At 37.4% G+C, this 19,160-nt stretch carries 19 protein-coding genes; 14 read left to right on the forward strand and 5 right to left on the reverse strand.

The window, feature by feature from the left end; genetic code table 11:
- Positions 1 to 15 precede the first annotated feature (15 nt).
- The 4 genes from BLQ00_RS04755 to BLQ00_RS04770 all read right to left on the reverse strand — a co-directional run bounded on the left by BLQ00_RS04755 (position 16) and on the right by BLQ00_RS04770 (position 4,167).
- Positions 16 to 1,152: an SPFH domain-containing protein gene (locus BLQ00_RS04755; RefSeq protein ID WP_093141187.1), complete on the reverse strand. Its 1,137-nt coding sequence runs from the start codon at positions 1,150 to 1,152 to the stop codon at positions 16 to 18.
- Between the two features lie 58 nt (positions 1,153 to 1,210).
- On the reverse strand, positions 1,211 to 2,347 hold the full coding sequence (locus BLQ00_RS04760) for an ATP-binding protein (protein ID WP_093141191.1): 1,137 nt from the start codon (positions 2,345 to 2,347) through the stop codon (positions 1,211 to 1,213).
- Positions 2,348 to 2,456: 109 nt separating this feature from the next.
- Positions 2,457 to 3,212 carry an SDR family NAD(P)-dependent oxidoreductase gene (locus tag BLQ00_RS04765; RefSeq protein WP_093141194.1) on the reverse strand — a complete coding sequence of 252 codons (756 nt, stop codon included), beginning with the start codon at positions 3,210 to 3,212 and terminating at the stop codon, positions 2,457 to 2,459.
- 85 nt (positions 3,213 to 3,297) lie between these two features.
- Positions 3,298 to 4,167 carry an aldo/keto reductase gene (locus BLQ00_RS04770; protein WP_093141197.1) on the reverse strand — a complete coding sequence of 290 codons (870 nt, stop codon included), beginning with the start codon at positions 4,165 to 4,167 and terminating at the stop codon, positions 3,298 to 3,300.
- A gap of 235 nt (positions 4,168 to 4,402) precedes the next feature.
- On the opposite strand from BLQ00_RS04770, the gene BLQ00_RS04775 reads away from it, so the two are divergent.
- The 11 genes from BLQ00_RS04775 (at position 4,403) to BLQ00_RS04825 (ending at position 16,557) form a co-directional block, all read left to right on the forward strand.
- Positions 4,403 to 5,407, forward strand: coding sequence for an AAA family ATPase (locus BLQ00_RS04775; RefSeq protein WP_093141201.1), 1,005 nt, complete (start codon positions 4,403 to 4,405; stop codon positions 5,405 to 5,407).
- Between the two features lie 90 nt (positions 5,408 to 5,497).
- The gene (locus BLQ00_RS04780) at positions 5,498 to 6,364 is read left to right on the forward strand and encodes a DUF58 domain-containing protein (protein ID WP_093141204.1); all 867 of its coding nucleotides are present in this window, start codon (positions 5,498 to 5,500) and stop codon (positions 6,362 to 6,364) included.
- Positions 6,365 to 6,388: 24 nt separating this feature from the next.
- Positions 6,389 to 8,071: a DUF4381 family protein gene (locus tag BLQ00_RS04785; protein WP_093141207.1), complete on the forward strand. Its 1,683-nt coding sequence runs from the start codon at positions 6,389 to 6,391 to the stop codon at positions 8,069 to 8,071.
- A complete protein-coding gene (locus BLQ00_RS04790; RefSeq protein WP_093141209.1) occupies positions 8,071 to 9,075 on the forward strand; it encodes a vWA domain-containing protein in 1,005 nt (334 codons plus the stop codon). Before BLQ00_RS04785 ends, BLQ00_RS04790 begins: the two co-directional genes overlap by 1 nt.
- 46 nt (positions 9,076 to 9,121) lie before the next feature.
- Positions 9,122 to 10,156: a VWA domain-containing protein gene (locus BLQ00_RS04795; RefSeq protein WP_093141212.1), complete on the forward strand. Its 1,035-nt coding sequence runs from the start codon at positions 9,122 to 9,124 to the stop codon at positions 10,154 to 10,156.
- Complete coding sequence (locus BLQ00_RS04800) at positions 10,146 to 11,021, forward strand: tetratricopeptide repeat protein (RefSeq protein WP_093141214.1); 876 nt, start codon at positions 10,146 to 10,148, stop codon at positions 11,019 to 11,021. Before BLQ00_RS04795 ends, BLQ00_RS04800 begins: the two co-directional genes overlap by 11 nt.
- 4 nt (positions 11,022 to 11,025) lie before the next feature.
- The gene (locus BLQ00_RS04805) at positions 11,026 to 12,801 is read left to right on the forward strand and encodes a BatD family protein (protein ID WP_093141217.1); all 1,776 of its coding nucleotides are present in this window, start codon (positions 11,026 to 11,028) and stop codon (positions 12,799 to 12,801) included.
- A gap of 16 nt (positions 12,802 to 12,817) precedes the next feature.
- Entirely contained in the window at positions 12,818 to 13,567 is a 750-nt protein-coding gene (locus BLQ00_RS04810) for an SH3 domain-containing protein (protein ID WP_093141220.1), read from the forward strand.
- A 67-nt stretch (positions 13,568 to 13,634) separates the two neighbouring features.
- The gene (locus BLQ00_RS04815; protein ID WP_093141222.1) at positions 13,635 to 13,940 is read left to right on the forward strand and encodes a hypothetical protein; all 306 of its coding nucleotides are present in this window, start codon (positions 13,635 to 13,637) and stop codon (positions 13,938 to 13,940) included.
- A gap of 117 nt (positions 13,941 to 14,057) precedes the next feature.
- Complete coding sequence (locus BLQ00_RS04820; protein ID WP_093141225.1) at positions 14,058 to 14,690, forward strand: carbonic anhydrase family protein; 633 nt, start codon at positions 14,058 to 14,060, stop codon at positions 14,688 to 14,690.
- Positions 14,691 to 14,706: 16 nt separating this feature from the next.
- A complete protein-coding gene (locus tag BLQ00_RS04825; RefSeq protein WP_093141229.1) occupies positions 14,707 to 16,557 on the forward strand; it encodes a SulP family inorganic anion transporter in 1,851 nt (616 codons plus the stop codon).
- 70 nt (positions 16,558 to 16,627) lie between these two features.
- Here the strand turns inward: BLQ00_RS04825 and BLQ00_RS04830 are convergent, their stop codons facing one another.
- Entirely contained in the window at positions 16,628 to 17,203 is a 576-nt protein-coding gene (locus BLQ00_RS04830) for a CvpA family protein (protein WP_093141232.1), read from the reverse strand.
- A 102-nt stretch (positions 17,204 to 17,305) separates the two neighbouring features.
- Here BLQ00_RS04830 and BLQ00_RS04835 point away from each other — a divergent pair, with 102 nt between their 5' ends.
- From BLQ00_RS04835 to BLQ00_RS04845, 3 genes are read left to right on the forward strand one after another with little or no spacing between them, the layout of a single operon-like run.
- Positions 17,306 to 17,662, forward strand: coding sequence for a hypothetical protein (locus BLQ00_RS04835; RefSeq protein ID WP_093141235.1), 357 nt, complete (start codon positions 17,306 to 17,308; stop codon positions 17,660 to 17,662).
- Between the two features lie 39 nt (positions 17,663 to 17,701).
- The gene (gene pheS, locus BLQ00_RS04840; protein ID WP_093141238.1) at positions 17,702 to 18,721 is read left to right on the forward strand and encodes a phenylalanine--tRNA ligase subunit alpha; all 1,020 of its coding nucleotides are present in this window, start codon (positions 17,702 to 17,704) and stop codon (positions 18,719 to 18,721) included.
- Positions 18,722 to 18,740: 19 nt separating this feature from the next.
- Complete coding sequence (locus tag BLQ00_RS04845) at positions 18,741 to 19,136, forward strand: hypothetical protein (RefSeq protein WP_093141242.1); 396 nt, start codon at positions 18,741 to 18,743, stop codon at positions 19,134 to 19,136.
- Positions 19,137 to 19,160 lie beyond the last annotated feature (24 nt).

Consider the following 19,160-nt stretch of genomic DNA (forward strand, 5'->3'; position numbering starts at 1 on the left):
ATTCGATTTTTAAAATTAAGCTCCTGGAAGTGGTGGTGGCATGCTTCCTCCTAAAAAGGCTTTCAGCTCTTCCACTTCGTGTAAAGCAGTCCATGCGGCCATTCCTTGTTTCCAAACAAGGGTATCTTTGTTAACGGTTCTGTTGGCAAATAATACTTTTAATTGTTCAAAAGCAACGGGTCCTGCTTGTTGTCCGTTAGCAGCATAAAAATACTGAACAGCTTGTGGCATTGGAGGTGGCATTGCACCTGTTTGTTGCATAGGAGCTTGTTGTTGTCCACCCATTTGCGGACTCATCATTCCGCCCATTTGTTGTGCGAGTACAAAGCCCATTCCCATTCCCATACCAGCGCCAGCTGTACCGCCTTCATTTAGAGCAGCAGCCTCAATAGCTTTTGCCGTTTTAAATTTGGTTAATTTGTCTAGGTCTAATTTGTCAATGCGGCTGTATTCAAAGATTTCCTTTTTAAGATCTTCTGGCATTGAAACGTTTTCAATGAAGAATTTTTCCAATGAAATACCAACACTATTAAACTCAGGTTGCATTACATCTTTACAGGTTTCTGAAAGTTCTGTGGTGTTTGCAGCATACAACTCAATAGGAAGTTTTGCTTCTCCAACCGTATCTGTAAAACGTGTTGCAATTAAACTTTTAAGGTGTTCGTTAATCTCGAAATTGGTGAAATTATTATCAGTTCCAACAATATCTACAATAAACTTACCGGCATCGTTTATTTTAAAAGCATAGGTTCCGAAGGCTCTAATTTCAACCAAGCCGAAGCGTTCGTCGTTTAGGGTAATTGGGTTTTTTGTTCCCCATTTTTCATCGGTAAATAAATGGGTGTTTACAAAATAGACTTCCGCTTTAAACGGACTGTCAAATCCGTATTTCCAACCTTTTAATGTGGAAAGAATGGGTAAGTTTTGAGTGTTTAAAGTATAGGTTCCCGGTGTAAAAACATCGGCTAACTGACCTTCGTTTATAAAAACCGCGGTTTGTCCTTCGCGAACAATTAGTTTCGCTTCGTTTTTTATTTCATTTTGATAGCGCTCAAAGCGATGACATATCGTGTCGTCTGTGTAGTCCAGCCACTCGATGATATCTATAAATTCGTGACTTAATTTCTCTTTTATTTTGTCGAAAATGCCCATGAAAGTAAGGTTTTATATTGTTGAGGTTTAAAGATATAAAATTACTTGTAAAACAGAGTTAATTGTACTTTACTTTCCGAAGTATCCGAATTGTTTCTTTATACGATTGATAGATTTGAGAATTGTAATTTTTTAGAAGGGGTTTTGCTTCAAATAATTTTGATTTCGCTTCTGTAAAATCGTTCAAAAAGCAAATAAGATAAGTGGCAGGAAGGTTTGCTAAATCTTTTTCTTCGGAAGCAATTAAAGGAATGTTCTTCTTTAGTTTTTCTATGAGTGCATTGTTGGTGTTGTAGATATGATGCAATGTTTTTTTATTGAATTGTGGCGGTTCAAAAACAAGTTCCGACTCTATGTGGTGTCCGCCATTTTCTTTAAACTGAATGGTAAGTTCTTCCAAGGGATAGTACTTAAACTGATTGTTTAACCCTAAGTGTACATATTCTACGATTTTGAACTCATCTTCAGAAAAAGAAATACTGACTTCATCCAACGCCGAATAAAACAACCGAACCTGCTCGTTGATAAGCTCAATATCAACCCGCGAATAAAATGTGTTTCCTTTTACCTTTTTGGTGGTTCCCGCCCAGCAAACGACAAACAATTCTTTAAAAACTTTATAATGCGATTCTAGGTCTTTGTGACGATGATTTATAAAATCGATCACCCCATCTAGGGTTAGTTCTATATTGTTTTTAGCGTTGTTTTCAATGGCTTGAACAATTTCTGAGTTCACATCTTTAATTTCAATATCAAAGTCTTTTGGCATCGAAATACTCCCGTCTCTCAGAAAAATAGAACCGCCCCAATATTTCCAGATATTCTTCCGAAGCTGGGTAATTTTTCCGTTGGGCCTAATGGTTACCAAACCGACGACTTTGTCGGGTGGCAGATTGGGAAACGCCACATTTTCATAATTGATAAGCGGCGCATTGGTTAAGTAAGCATTGACTAAATTCTGAATCTTACTATCGTCAAAAAAATCGACGCCGTTAATTTCATTTGTTTCGTCTTCCACCCCAATAACGATATACGAATTGTTGGCAGGATTGCTATTGCTTAAGGCGCAAATGTGTTTTAAAAATTTCGCTTTTCCTTCTTTTGAACCGAGATCAATTTTTCGCTTTTTATCATAGAAACTGCTCTCATCGTTGTGAGCGAGCAGGTTTTTGATAAGAAGTCGTTTGTTAATCATACCATTTCCCGCGTAGGCGGTATTTTTTTAAATTATTTTAAGAAGTCCAAATAGTATTTATCTGGTCGAGTCTATCTGTCCACCAACACAGGCAGAATTGGGGAGACTGTTAATTCTTATTTACAATCGTACTTGAGGCTTGCGCCAAACACATCACGGTCAAATCGGCAATATTTACATGTGGCGGACGCGTAACCGCAAACCAAATAATGTCGGCAATGTCTTCAGGTTGTAAGGGTGAAAATCCTTGATATACTTTCTCGGCACGCTCGGTATCTCCTTTAAAACGAACTTCACTAAATTCTGTTGCCACCAAGCCTGGGTTGATAGCACCCACTTTAATTCCTTTTCCGTTGAGGTCAATGCGCATGCCTTGATTTATCGCATCAACGGCGTGTTTACTGGCGCAGTACACATTTCCGTTGGGATAAACTTCTTTTCCAGCGGTAGAGCCAATATTGATAATATGGCCGCTCTTTTTAGCAAGAAATATAGGAAGTACCGCCTTACTCACGTATAAAAGTCCTTTTACATTGATGTCTAACATGGCATCCCAATCGTCAACATTTCCATCTTGAATGGAGTCTAAACCGTGTGCGTTTCCGGCATTGTTGATTAAAATATCTATTTCTGAAAATTGCTTCGGAAGGTTTTGAATTTTCTCAAATACTGTTTCTTTATCACGAACGTCGAAAGTTAGGGTGTGTACGTTGGTGTTTTTTTGCAATTCTGAAGCGATAGCGTCTAAGCGGTCTTGTCTTCTTCCGCAGAGAATTAAAGAAACGCCATGATGTGCAAATAACGTAGCTGTTGCTTTTCCTATTCCTGAAGTTGCGCCCGTAATGAGTGCGATTTTGCTTTTCATCGTAAATTTTTGTTTAAAAGTAAGGGTTCTAATTTTTTGTACATGTTAAATGAATGCTATAAAAATGAAGTTTATAGCGAATGAGCTATGGAACTTTATGTCCTTGGCTTGCCACTAAAAGTTCAAACCAATCAGAATCTGAAAGTTTTATTGCTTCGGAAGCTACTGCGTTTGTGATTCGGCTCGGATTTGTAGAGCCAATTACGGGATGAATGTTTGCAGGATGTTTTAAAAGCCAAGCGAGTAATAGTTGGTCTTTGGTAGCGGCGTATTTTTCTGAAAGCGTGTCTAAAACGACATGAATTCGTTGTGTTTGTTCGTTTTTTTCTTTAAAAACAGCTCCCAACGGACTCCATGCCATGGGGAGGATATTTTGAAGCATCATATTTTGTAAAGAGCCGTTAAGCATCGCTTCATGAGCTGTAATTGAACATTCAATTTGATTTACAGATACCGTGCTTTTTGAAGCTATTAAAGCTGTTTCGGTAGGAGAAAAATTGGAAACTCCAAACGCTTTAATTTTCCCTTCTGAGGTAAGTTTGTCGACCGCTTTGGCAATTTCATCGGGATGCATTAACGGACTTGGTCTGTGTAATAAGAACAAATCTAGGTAGGAGGCTTGAAGTGCTTTTATCGAGTTTTCGGCACTCCAAACGAGGTAAGCGGCATCGTATTGGTAGTGTTTTAAGGTGTTATTTCGGGTGTTTCCAACGTATTGAATACCAGATTTTGAAATAAGTTGAATGCTTTCTCGATCAATTCCACTGTTTGTAAAAGCCTTTCCAAACTCCTTTTCAGTGGTGTAATCTCCATAAATATCGGCGTGGTCAAATGTTGTAATTCCGCTTTCGAAAGAGTGCAGAAGCGCCTTAGTCATTTTTTTTATAGAAAGCTGGTTTCCCCAAGCTCCCCAGCCCATGCAGCCTTGTACTATTCTTGAAAAGGTATGATTCATAACAGTTTAGTTGTTTTTTGTGCCGTTATAGTTTTCATAATATTTTTGTTTATAGGGAACCATAAAATACCTTTGTTCTCAGAATTAAAAATAAGTTATTTAAACGCATTATAAATTCTCGAAACCCTTTATTTTAAACATATTTTTAACCAATTGTTAACAGCATTTTAAGTAATAAATCTCCAATTTGCGACGTCTTTATAAGACAATACCCCCTTACTGAAAGAAAAATAACATGGAACAAACAACAACTGCCTTAGATATTGGCGCTTTAAATGAAAAAATAGAAAAGGAAAGTGCTTTTGTAGAAATTCTAACTTTAGAGATGAACAAGGTTATTATCGGTCAGAAGCATATGATTGAAAGATTGTTAATCGGTTTGTTAGGACAAGGACATATTTTACTAGAAGGTGTTCCTGGTTTGGCAAAAACATTAGCAATTAACACCCTGTCAAAAGCTGTTCACGGAAGTTTTAGTAGGATCCAGTTTACACCAGATTTATTACCTGCCGATGTGGTAGGAACCCTTATTTATAACATGAAATTAAACGATTTCAGTATTAAAAAGGGGCCCATCTTCGCAAACTTCGTGTTGGCAGATGAGATTAACCGTGCGCCTGCTAAAGTGCAATCAGCTTTGTTAGAAGCGATGCAAGAAAAGCAAGTAACCATTGGGGATGAAACCTTTGTTTTAGACAAACCATTTTTAGTAATGGCTACCCAAAACCCAATTGAGCAAGAAGGAACGTACCCGTTACCAGAAGCGCAAGTGGATCGTTTTATGTTGAAAACAGTTATTCACTATCCAAAAATTGCGGAAGAGCAATTAATTATTCGTCAAAACTTAAAAGGAGCTTACGAACAAGTAAATCCTGTAGTTACCATAGATCAAATTTTAAGAGCGCAAAAAGCGGTTCGTGAAGTGTATATGGACGAGAAGATTGAAAAATACATACTCGACATTATTTTCGCAACACGTTCTCCAGAAAATTATCGCTTGGCCGATTTAAAACCACTCATCAGTTTTGGAGCTTCTCCAAGGGGAAGTATCAACTTGGCAATGGCGTCAAAATGTTACGCATTTATTAAAAGGCGTGGCTATGTGATTCCTGAAGATGTACGTGCCGTTGTTCACGATGTATTACGTCACCGTATTGGAATTACCTATGAAGCTGAAGCGGAGAATGTTACTTCTGAAGACATTATCAACAAGATTGTAAACGAGATCGAAGTACCATAGCATTTAAGATTTTAACTGTACCGATATGCGCTTTGTGTTTCTTTGAAACGATAAGTCGTAGCGCATTTATTGTAAATCGAAAATTGAAAAATGGATACGAAAGAACTTCTTAAAAAAGTACGAAAAATCGAGATTAAAACACGTCGGTTAAGCGATCACGTGTTTGGTGGCGAGTACCACAGTACTTTTAAAGGACGTGGAATGACATTTAGCGAAGTGCGTCAATACCAGTTTGGAGACGACGTTCGTAACATCGATTGGAATGTTACTGCTCGCTATAGTGAACCTTACGTAAAAGTTTTTGAAGAAGAACGCGAACTTACAATGATGCTGATGGCAGATATTAGTGGGTCGGAGTTTTTTGGTACAGACGCACAATTTAAAAACGAAATCATCACCGAAATTGCGGCTACTTTGGCCTTTTCGGCGACACAGAATAACGATAAAATAGGACTCATTTTGTTTTCAGATCAAATTGAGTTGTACATCCCACCTAAAAAAGGGAAGTCGCATGTATTGCGTATTATTCGTGAGTTATTAGAGTTCCAACCAAAAAGTAAAAAGACAGATATCGCCTTAGCGTTAAAGTTTTTAAGTAATGTGATGAAGAAGAAAGCCATTGTTTTTGTGCTTTCCGATTTTATTACCGACGGATACCGTGATACTTTAAAAATTGCATCAGGACGGCACGATGTTACTGGAATTCGCGTGTACGATCGTCACGAAGAAGCCATTCCGAATTTGGGAATGGTGCAAATGGAAGATGAAGAAACGGGCGAATTACTCTTGGTAAATACAGGTTCAAAAAGTGTTCGAAATCAGTACAACGCTTATTACAGAGAATGCGTAAGCTATTTTCAAGAAGCCTTTCTGAAAAGTGGTGCGGGTGCGTTAAGCTGTAGAGTGGACGAAAGTTATGTAAAAAAATTGTTGGGCTATTTTAAACGAAGAGCTTAGAAGCAAACAAAAGGGATAAGAAACGTGTTAGAAAAAAAGAAACATATTAAAAAAGAAGCTCCTGCAGCGTTTGTCCTTACAAATCGCTTCGGAAAGTTTTTCGGTTTTGTAGTTGCTGCAGTACTTTGTTTGTTGCCCAGCAACTCCTTTTCGCAGGTTACTTCAGCCATCGACTCTACAAGTATTAAGATTGGCGAAGAGATTCAATATTCTATTCAAGTACAAGCAGATACAACCGATGTGGTTGTGTTTCCAGAAGGACAAACTTTCATGCCTTTGGAAGTGATTGAATCGTATAAAATTGACACCACTTTTGAAAAAGCCAAATACAACCTTATTAAAAAATACGGATTAACACAATTCGATTCGGGTTCGTATACCATTCCGCAGCAACGGGTAATTATAAACAGCAAGCCTTTTATTACCGACTCGGTACAAGTAGAAGTTCGGGATGTGGTTGTGGATACGCTAACACAAAAAATGTTTGATATTAAACCCGCAATCGAAGTGGATAGACCGCCTTTCGATTATTCTTTTTTGTGGGTTTGGTTACTGCCAATCCTTTTGTTGTTAGCGGTGTTAGGATTCATTTTATTCCGAAGAAAACAAAGAAAAGCAGCCAAAGAAGTGGTGCTTCCTCCGTATGAAGAAGCTTTGGTAGCCCTTAAAAAATTAGACGAATCTGAATTGCTGAAGCAAAACGATTCGAAAGCGTATTACTCGAATCTAACCGAAATTGTAAAGCGTTATTTAGACCGCGAAGTAGATAATTCGGCTCTAGAAAGTACGACAGACGAACTTATCGAGCGATTATTACTTCACAAAGATTCAGGTAATTTTGATTTTGATCGAGAAACCATTCGTCATTTAGATCAGATTTTAAAGCGTGCCGATTTGGTGAAATTTGCCAAAATGCAGCAAGAAACAGGTCAGGTGGAAGCCGATCGATCTACCATTGAAGAAATTATAAACGAAACCCACGAGGTAATTCCGGAGCCTTCAGAAGAAGAGTTATTGGCCAATGAGCAGTACAAGGAAATGCTTCAGAAGAAACGAGTGCGTAAAAATTGGATTCTAGGAATTTCTAGTGTGGTGGCAGCATTGCTTTTATCGGGAATTATCTACGGAAGTGTAAAAGGATTCGACAATTTAAAGGATGCCGTGTTTGGAAACGAAATTAGAGCACTTTCCGAAGGAAGATGGATTAAAAGTGAATATGGAAGTCCGGCCATTATTATTGAAACACCAGAAGTTTTAGTACGAACAGATGTTGAAATTCCAGACGGGGTAAATACCCTAATCAAAGACATGAGCACCTTTAGTTTTGGTGAAAAAGGAGATCCCTTGTATGTAATGGTTACCACGTCAAAATTTTATGAGCCACAGGAGGTGAATCTTGAAGATGCATTGGAAGGTTCGTTAGCAGAATTAGAAAGGGCGGGAGCTACAAATATGGTGGTGAAGCAAGATGATTTTGAGACTGAAAAAGGAATTAAAGGAAAAAGAGCTTTTGGAAAGTTTAATGTCAAAGTTTCAGACACGAAAGTTTTAAAAGAAGAAAGCAGCTATCAATTATTGATTTTTGCACAAAAGGAATCCGTACAGCAAGTGCTTATTGTCTATCAAGATGATGGTAGGTTTGCCGAAGGTATAAAAAAGAGAATCACCGATTCTATTGAACTAGAAATTTCAGAAAGTAAAAACTAATGTTCGAGAATTTTGAATTTGTAAATCCGCAGTTTTTCTGGTTGTTCTTACTACTACCAGTGCTTTTGTTGTGGTATTTCTGGAAAAGAAAAAAACAAACAGCACCCTTAAAAATCTCAAGTATTAAGGGATTTCAAACGGGTAAAAACTGGTTGGCGCGCTTGCGTCCTATGTTGTTTGTATTTCGGTTATTGGCAATTTCAGCATTAATTGTTGCCATGGCGAGACCTCGCACAGTAGATGAGTCTACTCGTATTAAAACAACGCAAGGGATTGATATTGTAATGGCGATTGATGTGTCGGCAAGTATGTTGGCTCGCGATTTACGTCCCAACCGATTGGAAGCATTAAAAACAGTTGCGGCACGATTTATAAATGCACGACCGAACGACCGTATTGGGTTGGTGGAATACGCTGGAGAAAGTTATACTAAAACACCTTTAACGAGCGACAAAAGTATTGTGTTATCGTCTTTAAAGGGAATTGTTTACAACACCATTATTGAAGGTGGAACCGCAATAGGTTCTGGTTTGGCAACAGCGGTAAACCGATTAAAAGAAAGTAGAGCGAAAAGTAAAGTGATTATTTTGCTTACCGATGGGGTGAACAATACAGGATATATAGATCCGAGTATTGCTAGTGAGTTGGCAGTTGAATTCGGAATTAAAGTATATACCATTGGTTTAGGGTCGAACGGAATGGCAATGTCACCGATTGGAATTAAGCCAAACGGATCGTTTCAATACGGAAATGTTCCTGTTGAAATTGACGAAGATTTGCTGAAAGAGATTGCTAAAACAACCGGCGGACAATACTTTAGAGCGACCACTACGACAAAGTTGAGTGAGATTTATGAAGAAATTAATAAACTAGAAAAAACCGATATCGAAGAGTTTAAATACACCAATTACGAAGAGATGTTTCGTCCATGGGTATTTCTAGCACTTGGATTGTTAGGATTAGATTTATTATTGAGATATACGGTTTACAAGAGTTTTGTATAACGTGAATTTTGATACACTGAAAACATTAATTAAAAAATAGAGTAGTTTGTACCAATTAGAACAACCCATATATTTTTACGTGCTTTTCGCCATTCCGGTGGTGGTAGTGCTTTTTCTGTTGGTGATGATTTGGAAAAAACGCACCCAAAAGAAGTTTGCGGATGCTAGTTTATTGAAAAAACTAAGTCCGGAGCGCTCTACGTTTAAATCTATTTTAAAGGTATTGGTGTTAAGTTTGGCCATTGCGTGTATGAGTTTTGGATTGGTAAATCCTAAAATTGGAACTAAAATTGAAGAGGTAAAACGAGAAGGTGTCGATGTTGTTTTTGCGTTAGATGTCTCTAAAAGTATGTTGGCAGAAGACATTGCGCCCAACCGACTGGAAAAATCAAAACAACTGGTTACACAAATAATTAATACCTTAACAGGCGATCGCATTGGGATTATTGGATATGCAGGAAGTGCGTTTCCGCAAGTGCCCATCACGACCGATTTCTCTTCGGCAAAGTTGTTTTTGTCGGGAATGAATACCGATATGGTTTCATCGCAAGGAACGGCTATTAATGAAGCGATTAAAATGGCTGAGACGTATTACAACGACGAAGATCAGACCAACAGAGTATTGTTTATTATTTCGGATGGTGAAGATCACGAAGGAAGCTTTTCTGAGATTGCTTCCGAAGCAAAAAAACTAGGCATTAGAATATTTACTATTGGAGTGGGGACTTTAAATGGAGCTCCTATCCCGATTAAGCGCAACGGAATATTACAATCGTACAAGCGTGACGAGAACGGCGAACAAGTAATCACCCGTTTGGGAGAAGAAACCTTAAAAGGAATTGCAAATGCGGCCGATGGGGAGTATTTAAACGGTGCCAATACCAAAGAAGTGGTAGATAAAGTAAAAGCCATTTTAAATGGAATGGATAAAAAAGAATTTGACTCGAAGCAGTTTACCGATTTTAAAGATCAATTTCAGTGGTTTTTAGGAGGGGCATTATTTTTGCTGATTTTTGATGTATTGTTGTTAGAACGCAAAACGTCGTGGTTAAAAAAATTGAATTTGTTTAATGAAAAATAAGAAGCACATACAACCTTTATTTCTTTTTTTCCTTTTCTTCGGAATGGTAGCAACTACAATGTATGCTCAAGAAAACGAAGAGAAGCAGAAGGAACTACGCCAAGCACAAGAGTATTTGAGTGACGCGAGTTTGGCGCTTCAAAAAGAAGAATTTGTAACGGCTGAAGCGGAATACCGTAAAGCCATTGCGTTAAATCCTTCAGACGAAACGGGAAAGTACAATTTAGGAACAGCGTATTACGGAAAAAGTAAAAATGAAGAAGCCTTAAATCGCTTCAAGCAGGCTGCTTCCGTAGCAACTTCAAAAGCAGAGAAACACAAAGCTTTTCATAATTTAGGAAATACCTATATGAACGAAAAGAAATACACCGAAGCTGTTGAAGCGTATAAAAATGCCTTACGTAACAATCCGACCGATGACGAAAGCAGGTATAACCTAGCGTTGGCAAAAGAAATGTTAGAAAAAAATCCGCCGCAAGACGATAAGGGTGATGACGAAAATAAAGATCAAGACAAGGATCAAGATAACAAGGACCAACAAGATCAAAAAGATCAGGGAGATAAAGACGATAACAAAGACGGCAATCCAGACGATCAAAAAGACAATCAAGACAAAGGCGATCAAAAGGATGATAAGAAAGAAGGCGACGATCAGGACGATAAAGGAAAGCCAGACGAGCCTAAAGATCCTAAAGAAGGAGAAGGAGATAAGCCACAACAGCAACAACCTGTTCCAGGGCAATTGTCTCCGCAACAAGTAGAGAGCTTGTTAGAAGCGATGAACAATCAAGAAAAGAAAGTTCAGGATAAAATGAATGCCCAAAAGCAAAAAGGGGCGAAAGTAAAATCAAATAAAGACTGGTAATGTCATGAAGCTAAAAAATTTCATATATATAGTGATCTTTATGTTTAGCTGCACAATGGTTCAAGCTCAGGTAAAATTTGATGCCAAAGTGAGCAAAAAAAGATTGGGAATAAACGAACGCCTTCGTATTGATTTTGAAATGAATCAAGACGGGGATAATTTTAATCCGCCAAATTTTAACGGATTTAAAGTAGTGGGCGGACCTAACCAAGCGGTGAGTAACTCTTGGATCAACGGAAAAAGAACGTATTCTAAAACATATTCATACTTTTTATCGCCAGAGACTAGAGGAAATGTCACGATTGGACAAGCAACCATAGAAATCGCTGGAGAAACGTATAAAACACTTCCTATCGATGTTGAAGTGACGGCTGCCGTTGCGGTTCCGAAGGATGGAAATAACGCAGACTATGTGGCGAGTGAGAATGTTCATTTGGTTGCTGAGGTTTCTAATTCCAATCCATATTTAAATGAAGCCATTACGGTAGTTTATAAAATGTACGTTTCTAAAGACGTTAGTATTACCAGTAGTTGGCGAGAAATTGACAATCCGAAGTACGAAGACTTTTGGAGTCAGAACATCGATGCACAAGGAAATTATAAAGTGTACGACGGCAAATACAAAGGCGAAGACTATCGCTATGTTGTGTTACGAACCACCGTTTTATACCCTCAAAAAACAGGAAAGTTATCGATAGAGCCTCTTACATTAGACGTTCCGATTGATGTTCCTGGAAACCGTCGCGATTTATTTGGACGTCGATTAACCACGCGTGTCAATAAAACGATATCGGCAGGAAACAGAACCATTACCGTAAAGCCTTTGCCAATTGAAGGGAAACCTGACGGATTTTCAGGAGCCGTTGGTGACTTTCAATTTAAAATGTATTCTAACAAAAATGTGCTAGACGCCAAAGAAGCATTGGAATTAAAAACAACCGTTGCTGGTGATGGAAATTTAAAATTATTTGAACTTCCATCGGTTAACTTACCAAGTGCTTTAGAAGTGTACGAACCAGAAAGAGTTGAAAATGTCCGCACCAATAAAAGAGGAATGACAGGATCTATTACAGATACCTATACAGTTGTACCTCAATTTAAGGGTGTGTATCCAATTAGACCTATTACGTTTTCATACTTCGACCCTAGAACAGAAACGTACAAAACGATTACGTCTAAAGAGATTGTGATTACGGTAGAAAATGGACCTGTTACCGCTCAGACGACTCAAGGTTTGCAAACCCAAAATGGGAATCAAGAAGTGGTTGCTTCAAAAGAGCAGTTCAAGTACATAAAATTAAACGCAGATTTGAAGCCGATGCAGCAAGAAGTCTTTTTTAAATCAACGTTATTTTGGTCTATGGTAGGCGGTCCTTTCTTATTGATTCCGTTATTTATTATCGGCGGAAAGAAACGTAAAAAACGACTTGCTGATGTACAAGGAAATAAACTTAGAAAGGCAGACAAACTTGCGCGTAAGTATCTTTCCGAAGCAAAGAAAAATATTGATAATCAAGTCGTCTTTTATGAAGCTTTAGAGCGAGCTTTTCATAACTATTTGAAGGCGAAATTATCTATTGAAACTTCAGAGTTTTCAAAAGAAAGCATTTCAAAATTGTTGTTAGAGCGTCAAATAGAACCAGAAACAGTTACCGAATTTATAGGGCTGCTTACTAGTTGCGAATTTGCGCGTTACACGCCTACTTCAGACGTGACGATACAATCAGATTACAATAAGGCGGTAAGTACCATTACTGCCATAGATAAACAAATACAGTAACCTTTTCCGAAGAAAAATGAAACAACTACTGTACATACTTCTGTTTTTAGTCTCCTTTTCAAGTGTTGCACAAAATAGTGCTTTGTTTGAGCAAGGGAAAGAACGTTATAAGCAAGAAAAATACCAAGACGCCATTAATAGTTGGTCAAAAATATTAGAAAGCGGAGAGCATTCTGCAAGCCTTTATTTTAATCTTGGAAATGCAAATTACAAGTTAAATAAAATTGGTCCGAGTATTTATTATTACGAAAAGGCACTGCAACTAGCACCCTTAGATAAAGAGATAAAAACCAATTTAGCCTTTGCAGAAAACGCCCGAATAGACGCAATAGAGCCGCTCCCTAAAACAATTTTTGCGAAGTGGTATGCAAGTTTGGCAAGTGTGCTTTCGTATAATGGTTGGGCAATTCTTGCTGTTGTATTCTCAATGCTATTTGTGGTGTTGTTTTTGGTCTATTACTTTTCTACTTCCGAACGAAGAAAACGGTTACTGTTTGTAGGATCTTTATTCTCTGCATTATTTTTAATTGCATCCTTAGTAATGGCATTTCAATTATCGAGTGATGCGTTACACGATAAACCTGCTATTATTTTTGCTGAAAGTGTACAGGTTAAAAGTGAACCAAGCTTAGGAGGCGGTGATGCGTTTAAGCTTCATGAAGGAACCAAAGTTCAGATTATTGGAAGCGAAGACAATTGGGTTCGCATCAAATTAGTGGATGGAAAAGACGGCTGGGTCCCTACAACCGAACTAAAACAGCTTTAGTTTAATATTTAGTTAACAGATAATTGGCAAAAATCTCTTATTTTTGCAATTCTCAAAAATTAACATATTGAAGTTAACCAGTATTTTTTTTCTTTTCATTTTCACTAGTTTTCTAGTAACACCTACGTTGGTGACCTTTTTTGGCCCTGATGCAGATGTTTCTTACTTTTTTTCTATGAGTGAAGAAGAAAACAAGGATAATGGGAAACAAGATAAAGAGGTTAAGACGAAGTTTGAGAATATTTCGCATATAGAAGGGGCTTCAGATATATCGTTATCCTTATCAGTATTGCCTTATCACATTAATTACTGGAATAAAGTTTATTTTGAGATAAACTCACCCCCTCCCGATCGTACTATTTTTGCTAGTTAGTTTATAATTAGCACCTTTCCGACACAATTTTACAAAGATATACGTTGGCTTTTTTATGCAAAAAGGTCAGGTAAATCTATAGCCATAAATAAAATAATTTTTAAAAAAAAAGATACAATGAAAGCGCATACTAAAGAAACACAATTAACAATGACTCCTGAGAAAGCCTTAGCGTTTTTAAAAGAAGGAAATCTTCGATTTCAAAATAACTTAAAAGCGAACAGGAACTTATTACAACAAGTAGATGAAACAAGTGAAGGGCAATTTCCTTTTGCAACGATATTGAGTTGTATCGATTCTAGAGTATCTGCCGAATTGGTTTTTGATCAAGGATTAGGAGATATTTTTAGTGTAAGAATTGCTGGAAATATTGTGAACGAAGATATTTTAGGAAGTATAGAATTTGCTTGTAAATTAGCAGGGTCTAAAATAGTATTGGTGTTAGGTCACACGAGTTGTGGAGCTGTTAAAGGAGCTTGTGATAAAGCGGAGATGGGTAACTTAACAACACTGCTTTCAAAAATAAAGCCTGCTGTTGAAGGAGTAAAAGAACCACAAGATGAAAGTCTGCGTACTTCTAAAAATTTAGAATTTGTAGATGATGTGGCAGAGCTTAATGTACATCATGCCATTGATCAAATTAGAAAGCAGAGTTCTTTACTAGAAACAATGGAAAAAGAAAACCAAATCCAAATTTATGGAGGAATGTACAACGTGACAAACGGTGAGGTAGTCTTTTTTAACAAATAAAAACAGATAACGTATGATGAAAGATATATTTTCAAATTTTAGAGGAAACCTTTTTGGTGGTATTACTGCCGGAATTGTAGCCTTACCATTGGCACTTGCCTTTGGTGTACAGTCTGGTTTAGGACCAGATGCAGGATTGTATGGTGCTATCTTTATTGGGTTTTTTGCGTCTCTTTTTGGAGGAACAAACACTCAAATATCGGGACCAACAGCCCCAATGACCGCAGTGTCAATGGTGGTAATTGCTGGGATTATTGCAGCAAATAATGGAAGTGTAGAACAAGCATTGCCCTATATTTTACTGGTATTTTTAATGGCCGGTATTTTTCAAATAGTTTTAGGTCTAGTAGGTGTTGGGAAGTATATAAAATACATACCATATCCAGTAGTTTCAGGGTTTATGACAGCGATTGGGGTTATCATTTTGATCACTCAAGTGCTTCCTTTGGTTGGGTATTATGCCAAAGATGATGTCGCTTTTATCAACGAATTTAAACCGCAGGCAGAAGAAGTATTGCTCGATAAAATTTTGAAAGACGAAGCAGGTGAGGGAATTCTTGTATTAGAAGACTTTAAAGAAACGGTTCGTCGTGCAGAAAGTATTTCTGAAGAAGAAATTTTAGCCGAAGCAGTAACGTTAGCAAAAGCTGAAAGTTCGGGTGTTATTGGAGCTGTTAAGAGCGCGCCGCGTGCTTTTTCAAATATCAATTGGTTGGAGCTAATTTTAGCACTGTTAACTATTGCTATCATCTATGGGTTTAAGCGAATCACCACAGTGGTTCCAAGTACGTTGGTGGCACTGTTGGTAGTCTCTTGCGGTGCGTATTTTTTAAAGTTAGAGTACTTACCTATTGAGCAAATTCCGGGCGGATTCCCTATGCCAAACTTAAGCATGTTTAGTGAATTTAGTTTTGGACAAATATCACCCTATGTATTTACAGCACTTACGTTGTCCTTCTTAGGAGCGATTGACTCTCTACTTACTTCGGTAGTAGCAGATAACATGACCAAAACAAAACACAAGCCTAATAAAGAATTAATTGGACAAGGAATTGGAAATAGTTTTGCGGCTCTTTTTGGTGGAATTCCAGGTGCTGGAGCAACGATTAGAACGGTTGTAAACATTAACTCTGGAGGAACAACAAAACTTTCAGGAATGGTTGCCGCTTTGTTTTTATTAGTTGTATTATTAGCATTAGGACCAGTGGCTTCTCAAATTCCAGCGGCAGTTTTAGCGGGGATATTAATTACCGTTGGTATTGGTGTAATGGATTATAGAGGTCTTAAGGCAATTCCGAACATGCCAAAAAGTGAAATTGCCATTATGTTAGTGGTATTATTACTTTCTGTTTTTTGGAATTTAGTATATGCTGTAGGAATTGGGCTAATCATGGCTTCTCTTATATTCATGAAAAAGATTGGGGATGCTTCTGCTTCAAAATCGAAGATTGTTCCGTTGTTAGATGCAGATGAACTTTCTATGTCATGGAATGATGAAATAAACTTTCCAAAGACATTAAAAGAGGAAGTTTTTATCAAGCGTTTAGAAGGTCCTTTATTCTTCGGAAACACGAGCGATTTTCAAGAACTGGCAGGAAGTATTCCAGAGACTGCAACACACCTGGTAATTCGAATGGGGAAAGTACCTTATATGGATCAATCAGGATTGTATGCGATGGAAGAAATTTTATTGCGATTGAGTCAGAAGGGCGTAACAACCTTAATTGTTGGTTTGCAATCACAGCCAAGAATAATGATGGAAAACATCGATATTATTCCAGACTTAGTTGCTAAAGAATGTATTTTCAAAACATTTAATACCGCAATGATTTACATTAATGAAAATGTAAAAGATATCGTTAGTTAATTCTTACTAACAGATGTATAAATTAAAGTGCCGAAGTTCAAAAAGAGTATTTTTGAACTTCGGCACTTTTTTATTCTATAGGAGTAGATTGCTCTTGCACGGGAATTGTATCCTGTGGGTTGGTATGTATTTCTTCCTCTTCAGAAGTGCGAAACTCATTTACTTCAGCTAATAAACTAGGCAATACTAAGGGAGCAATAGATGCTATCGGACTGTATAAAAGAGACTCAGATTTTTTTTCTTCAGAAATAAGCAAACCGCTAATACTGGTAGAAGCGTTAATAAACATAAAGATTACACTGATAATAAAAACAAATTTAAACACATTAAAAAGGCCTCCTAACAATTTATTTAAGAGTCCTAAAGCTGCAAAATCGGCAATTTTGGTCAGTAGCTTTCCAGCCAATGAAATGACAAATACGATGGCTAAAAAGGTAATAGCAAAAGCGGCTAGATTAATGGTTTGTTCGCCCCAACTAAATGATTTTGCCAAGTACGAAGCGGCAAAGTGTGAGAAGTAAATGGCGCCATATACTCCAGCTATTAGGCCTACTAATGAGGCGAGGGCCACAAAAAGACCTTTTTTAATACCTGTGTAAAAAGCAATTAAAAGAATAACACCTAAGATAATATCGACCACACTCATAGAAAGTATTTTGAGTAAAGATACTAAAAGTGTTTCGTAAGAAATGTATCTTTGTAGCTTCACGAAAAAGAACCCATTTAAATTAGGTGTGAGGATATAGTTATGGCAAGAGATGAACAATTAAAAGAACGATGGGAAGCAGTAATCACATTGCTTAGCAATCGCTTTGCCGATGGGGATAAACTAGACCTTGACGCCATTATTTATTTAGTGGGGGTTCAAGAGTTAGGACAATTACACCGAAAGTTTAAAAAAGACGACAAATTAAATCTAATGCACATTGCTATTTGTCGTTTGTTAGAGCCTTTTGGGTATTATGAGTTTGAGTATTATGACGAAGAAGGATGGCCTCATTATAAGGTTTTGGAACAATTACCGCCTTTAAAAGCAGGAGAACAAAGTGTTTTAATGAAAGATGCCATTGTTCAATACTTCCTCGAAAACGAAGTTATCCAATAACAAATAAAACCGTAGTTTTACAAGCTGAATAACCGTACGATGTTAGAAGAGATTAAAAAACATATTGCCGAAGTAGCAACTTTTACAGCCACTTCAAAAGAAGAAATAGAAACATTCCGAATCAAATATTTAGGACAAAAAGGACTTCTGAAAACTTTTTTTGCTGAATTTAAAAACGTTCCGAACGAACAGAAAAAAGAATTTGGACAGGTTGTAAATGAACTTAAAACAACTGCTGAAGCAAAAGTAAACTCCTTAAAAGAAGCACTAGAAAGTAGTGAAGAGTCTAAAGGAATTTACGGAGATCTTTCGAGACCCGGAGAAGTTTTAGAGCTGGGGTCTAGTCATCCTATAACCCTTGTAAAAAATAAAATCATCGAGATTTTTTCTCGCATAGGGTTTAATGTTTCTGAAGGTCCAGAAATTGAAGACGACTGGCATAACTTTACAGCCTTAAACTTACCAGAATACCATCCAGCTAGAGACATGCAGGATACGTTTTTTATTCAAACCAATCCAGATGTTTTGTTGCGTACGCACACCTCTTCGGTACAAGTACGTTACATGGAAAACAACAAACCGCCTATCCGAACTATTTCGCCAGGGCGTGTGTATAGAAACGAAGCTATTTCGGCACGTTCACACTGTTTTTTCCATCAAGTGGAAGGTTTGTATGTAGATAAAGGAGTAAGCTTTGCAGATTTAAAACAAACGCTTCAATACTTCACCACAGAGATGTTTGGGAAATCTAAAATACGTCTTAGACCTTCTTACTTTCCATTTACCGAGCCAAGTGCTGAAGTAGATGTGTATTGGGGATTAGAGACGGAAACAGATTATAAAATGACCAAAGGAACTGGTTGGTTAGAGATTATGGGCTGCGGAATGGTAGATCCTAATGTTCTTGAAAACTGCGGAATAGATTCTGAAGTCTATTCAGGTTTTGCTTTCGGAATGGGAATAGATCGTATCGCATTGCTTTTAAATCAGATTCCAGACATTCGTATGTTTAGTGAAAATGATATCCGTTTCTTAGAGCAATTTAAAAGCTCATTATAATTTAAGAAGCTAAAGAGCTATGAGAAAAGACATTGAAATTCCTGAAGTGAAAGATGTGTATGTTGCAGCGGTATTAGATTTTAATGAAGATCATAAAACAAACGACTGGAACGCGTACATTATAAACGATAGTGCTGAAGCAATAGAAACAGTGCTAATTATAACGCAAGGGTACGACGATAAAGATATGACGGCTCCATTGCGTCATACCATTAAGATGGTACCTGCAAAAGGATATGCGCGTATTGAGTATTTAGAAAATAGCGTCCTGCGATTGAATAACTTTTTCACCATTACCTATTTTCAGGGAACTAAAATGTACGACAAACGTTTTGAACTGCCCGCTAACTCGGTGCTCAAGGATAATACAGTGCAGTTGCCTGTTATGACTAAAGAAGGCGTTTTAGCACGATAATATATCGATATAATGAAGCAAAAA

Source organism: Ulvibacter litoralis (assembly GCF_900102055.1).
Taxonomy (GTDB): Bacteria; Bacteroidota; Bacteroidia; order Flavobacteriales; family Flavobacteriaceae; genus Ulvibacter; species Ulvibacter litoralis.

What these genes read in the sequence shown, in the direction of transcription:
- BLQ00_RS04755 (WP_093141187.1), bottom strand. Translation starts at nt 1,152, where the DNA reads ATGGGCATTTTCGACAAAATAAAAGAGAAATTAAGTCACGAATTTATA.
- BLQ00_RS04760 (WP_093141191.1), bottom strand. Translation starts at nt 2,347, where the DNA reads ATGATTAACAAACGACTTCTTATCAAAAACCTGCTCGCTCACAACGAT.
- BLQ00_RS04765 (WP_093141194.1), bottom strand. Translation starts at nt 3,212, where the DNA reads ATGAAAAGCAAAATCGCACTCATTACGGGCGCAACTTCAGGAATAGGA.
- BLQ00_RS04770 (WP_093141197.1), bottom strand. Translation starts at nt 4,167, where the DNA reads ATGAATCATACCTTTTCAAGAATAGTACAAGGCTGCATGGGCTGGGGA.
- BLQ00_RS04775 (WP_093141201.1), top strand. Translation starts at nt 4,403, where the DNA reads ATGGAACAAACAACAACTGCCTTAGATATTGGCGCTTTAAATGAAAAA.
- BLQ00_RS04780 (WP_093141204.1), top strand. Translation starts at nt 5,498, where the DNA reads ATGGATACGAAAGAACTTCTTAAAAAAGTACGAAAAATCGAGATTAAA.
- BLQ00_RS04790 (WP_093141209.1), top strand. Translation starts at nt 8,071, where the DNA reads ATGTTCGAGAATTTTGAATTTGTAAATCCGCAGTTTTTCTGGTTGTTC.
- BLQ00_RS04800 (WP_093141214.1), top strand. Translation starts at nt 10,146, where the DNA reads ATGAAAAATAAGAAGCACATACAACCTTTATTTCTTTTTTTCCTTTTC.
- BLQ00_RS04805 (WP_093141217.1), top strand. Translation starts at nt 11,026, where the DNA reads ATGAAGCTAAAAAATTTCATATATATAGTGATCTTTATGTTTAGCTGC.
- BLQ00_RS04810 (WP_093141220.1), top strand. Translation starts at nt 12,818, where the DNA reads ATGAAACAACTACTGTACATACTTCTGTTTTTAGTCTCCTTTTCAAGT.
- BLQ00_RS04820 (WP_093141225.1), top strand. Translation starts at nt 14,058, where the DNA reads ATGAAAGCGCATACTAAAGAAACACAATTAACAATGACTCCTGAGAAA.
- BLQ00_RS04825 (WP_093141229.1), top strand. Translation starts at nt 14,707, where the DNA reads ATGAAAGATATATTTTCAAATTTTAGAGGAAACCTTTTTGGTGGTATT.
- BLQ00_RS04830 (WP_093141232.1), bottom strand. Translation starts at nt 17,203, where the DNA reads ATGAGTGTGGTCGATATTATCTTAGGTGTTATTCTTTTAATTGCTTTT.
- BLQ00_RS04835 (WP_093141235.1), top strand. Translation starts at nt 17,306, where the DNA reads ATGGCAAGAGATGAACAATTAAAAGAACGATGGGAAGCAGTAATCACA.
- pheS (WP_093141238.1), top strand. Translation starts at nt 17,702, where the DNA reads ATGTTAGAAGAGATTAAAAAACATATTGCCGAAGTAGCAACTTTTACA.
- BLQ00_RS04845 (WP_093141242.1), top strand. Translation starts at nt 18,741, where the DNA reads ATGAGAAAAGACATTGAAATTCCTGAAGTGAAAGATGTGTATGTTGCA.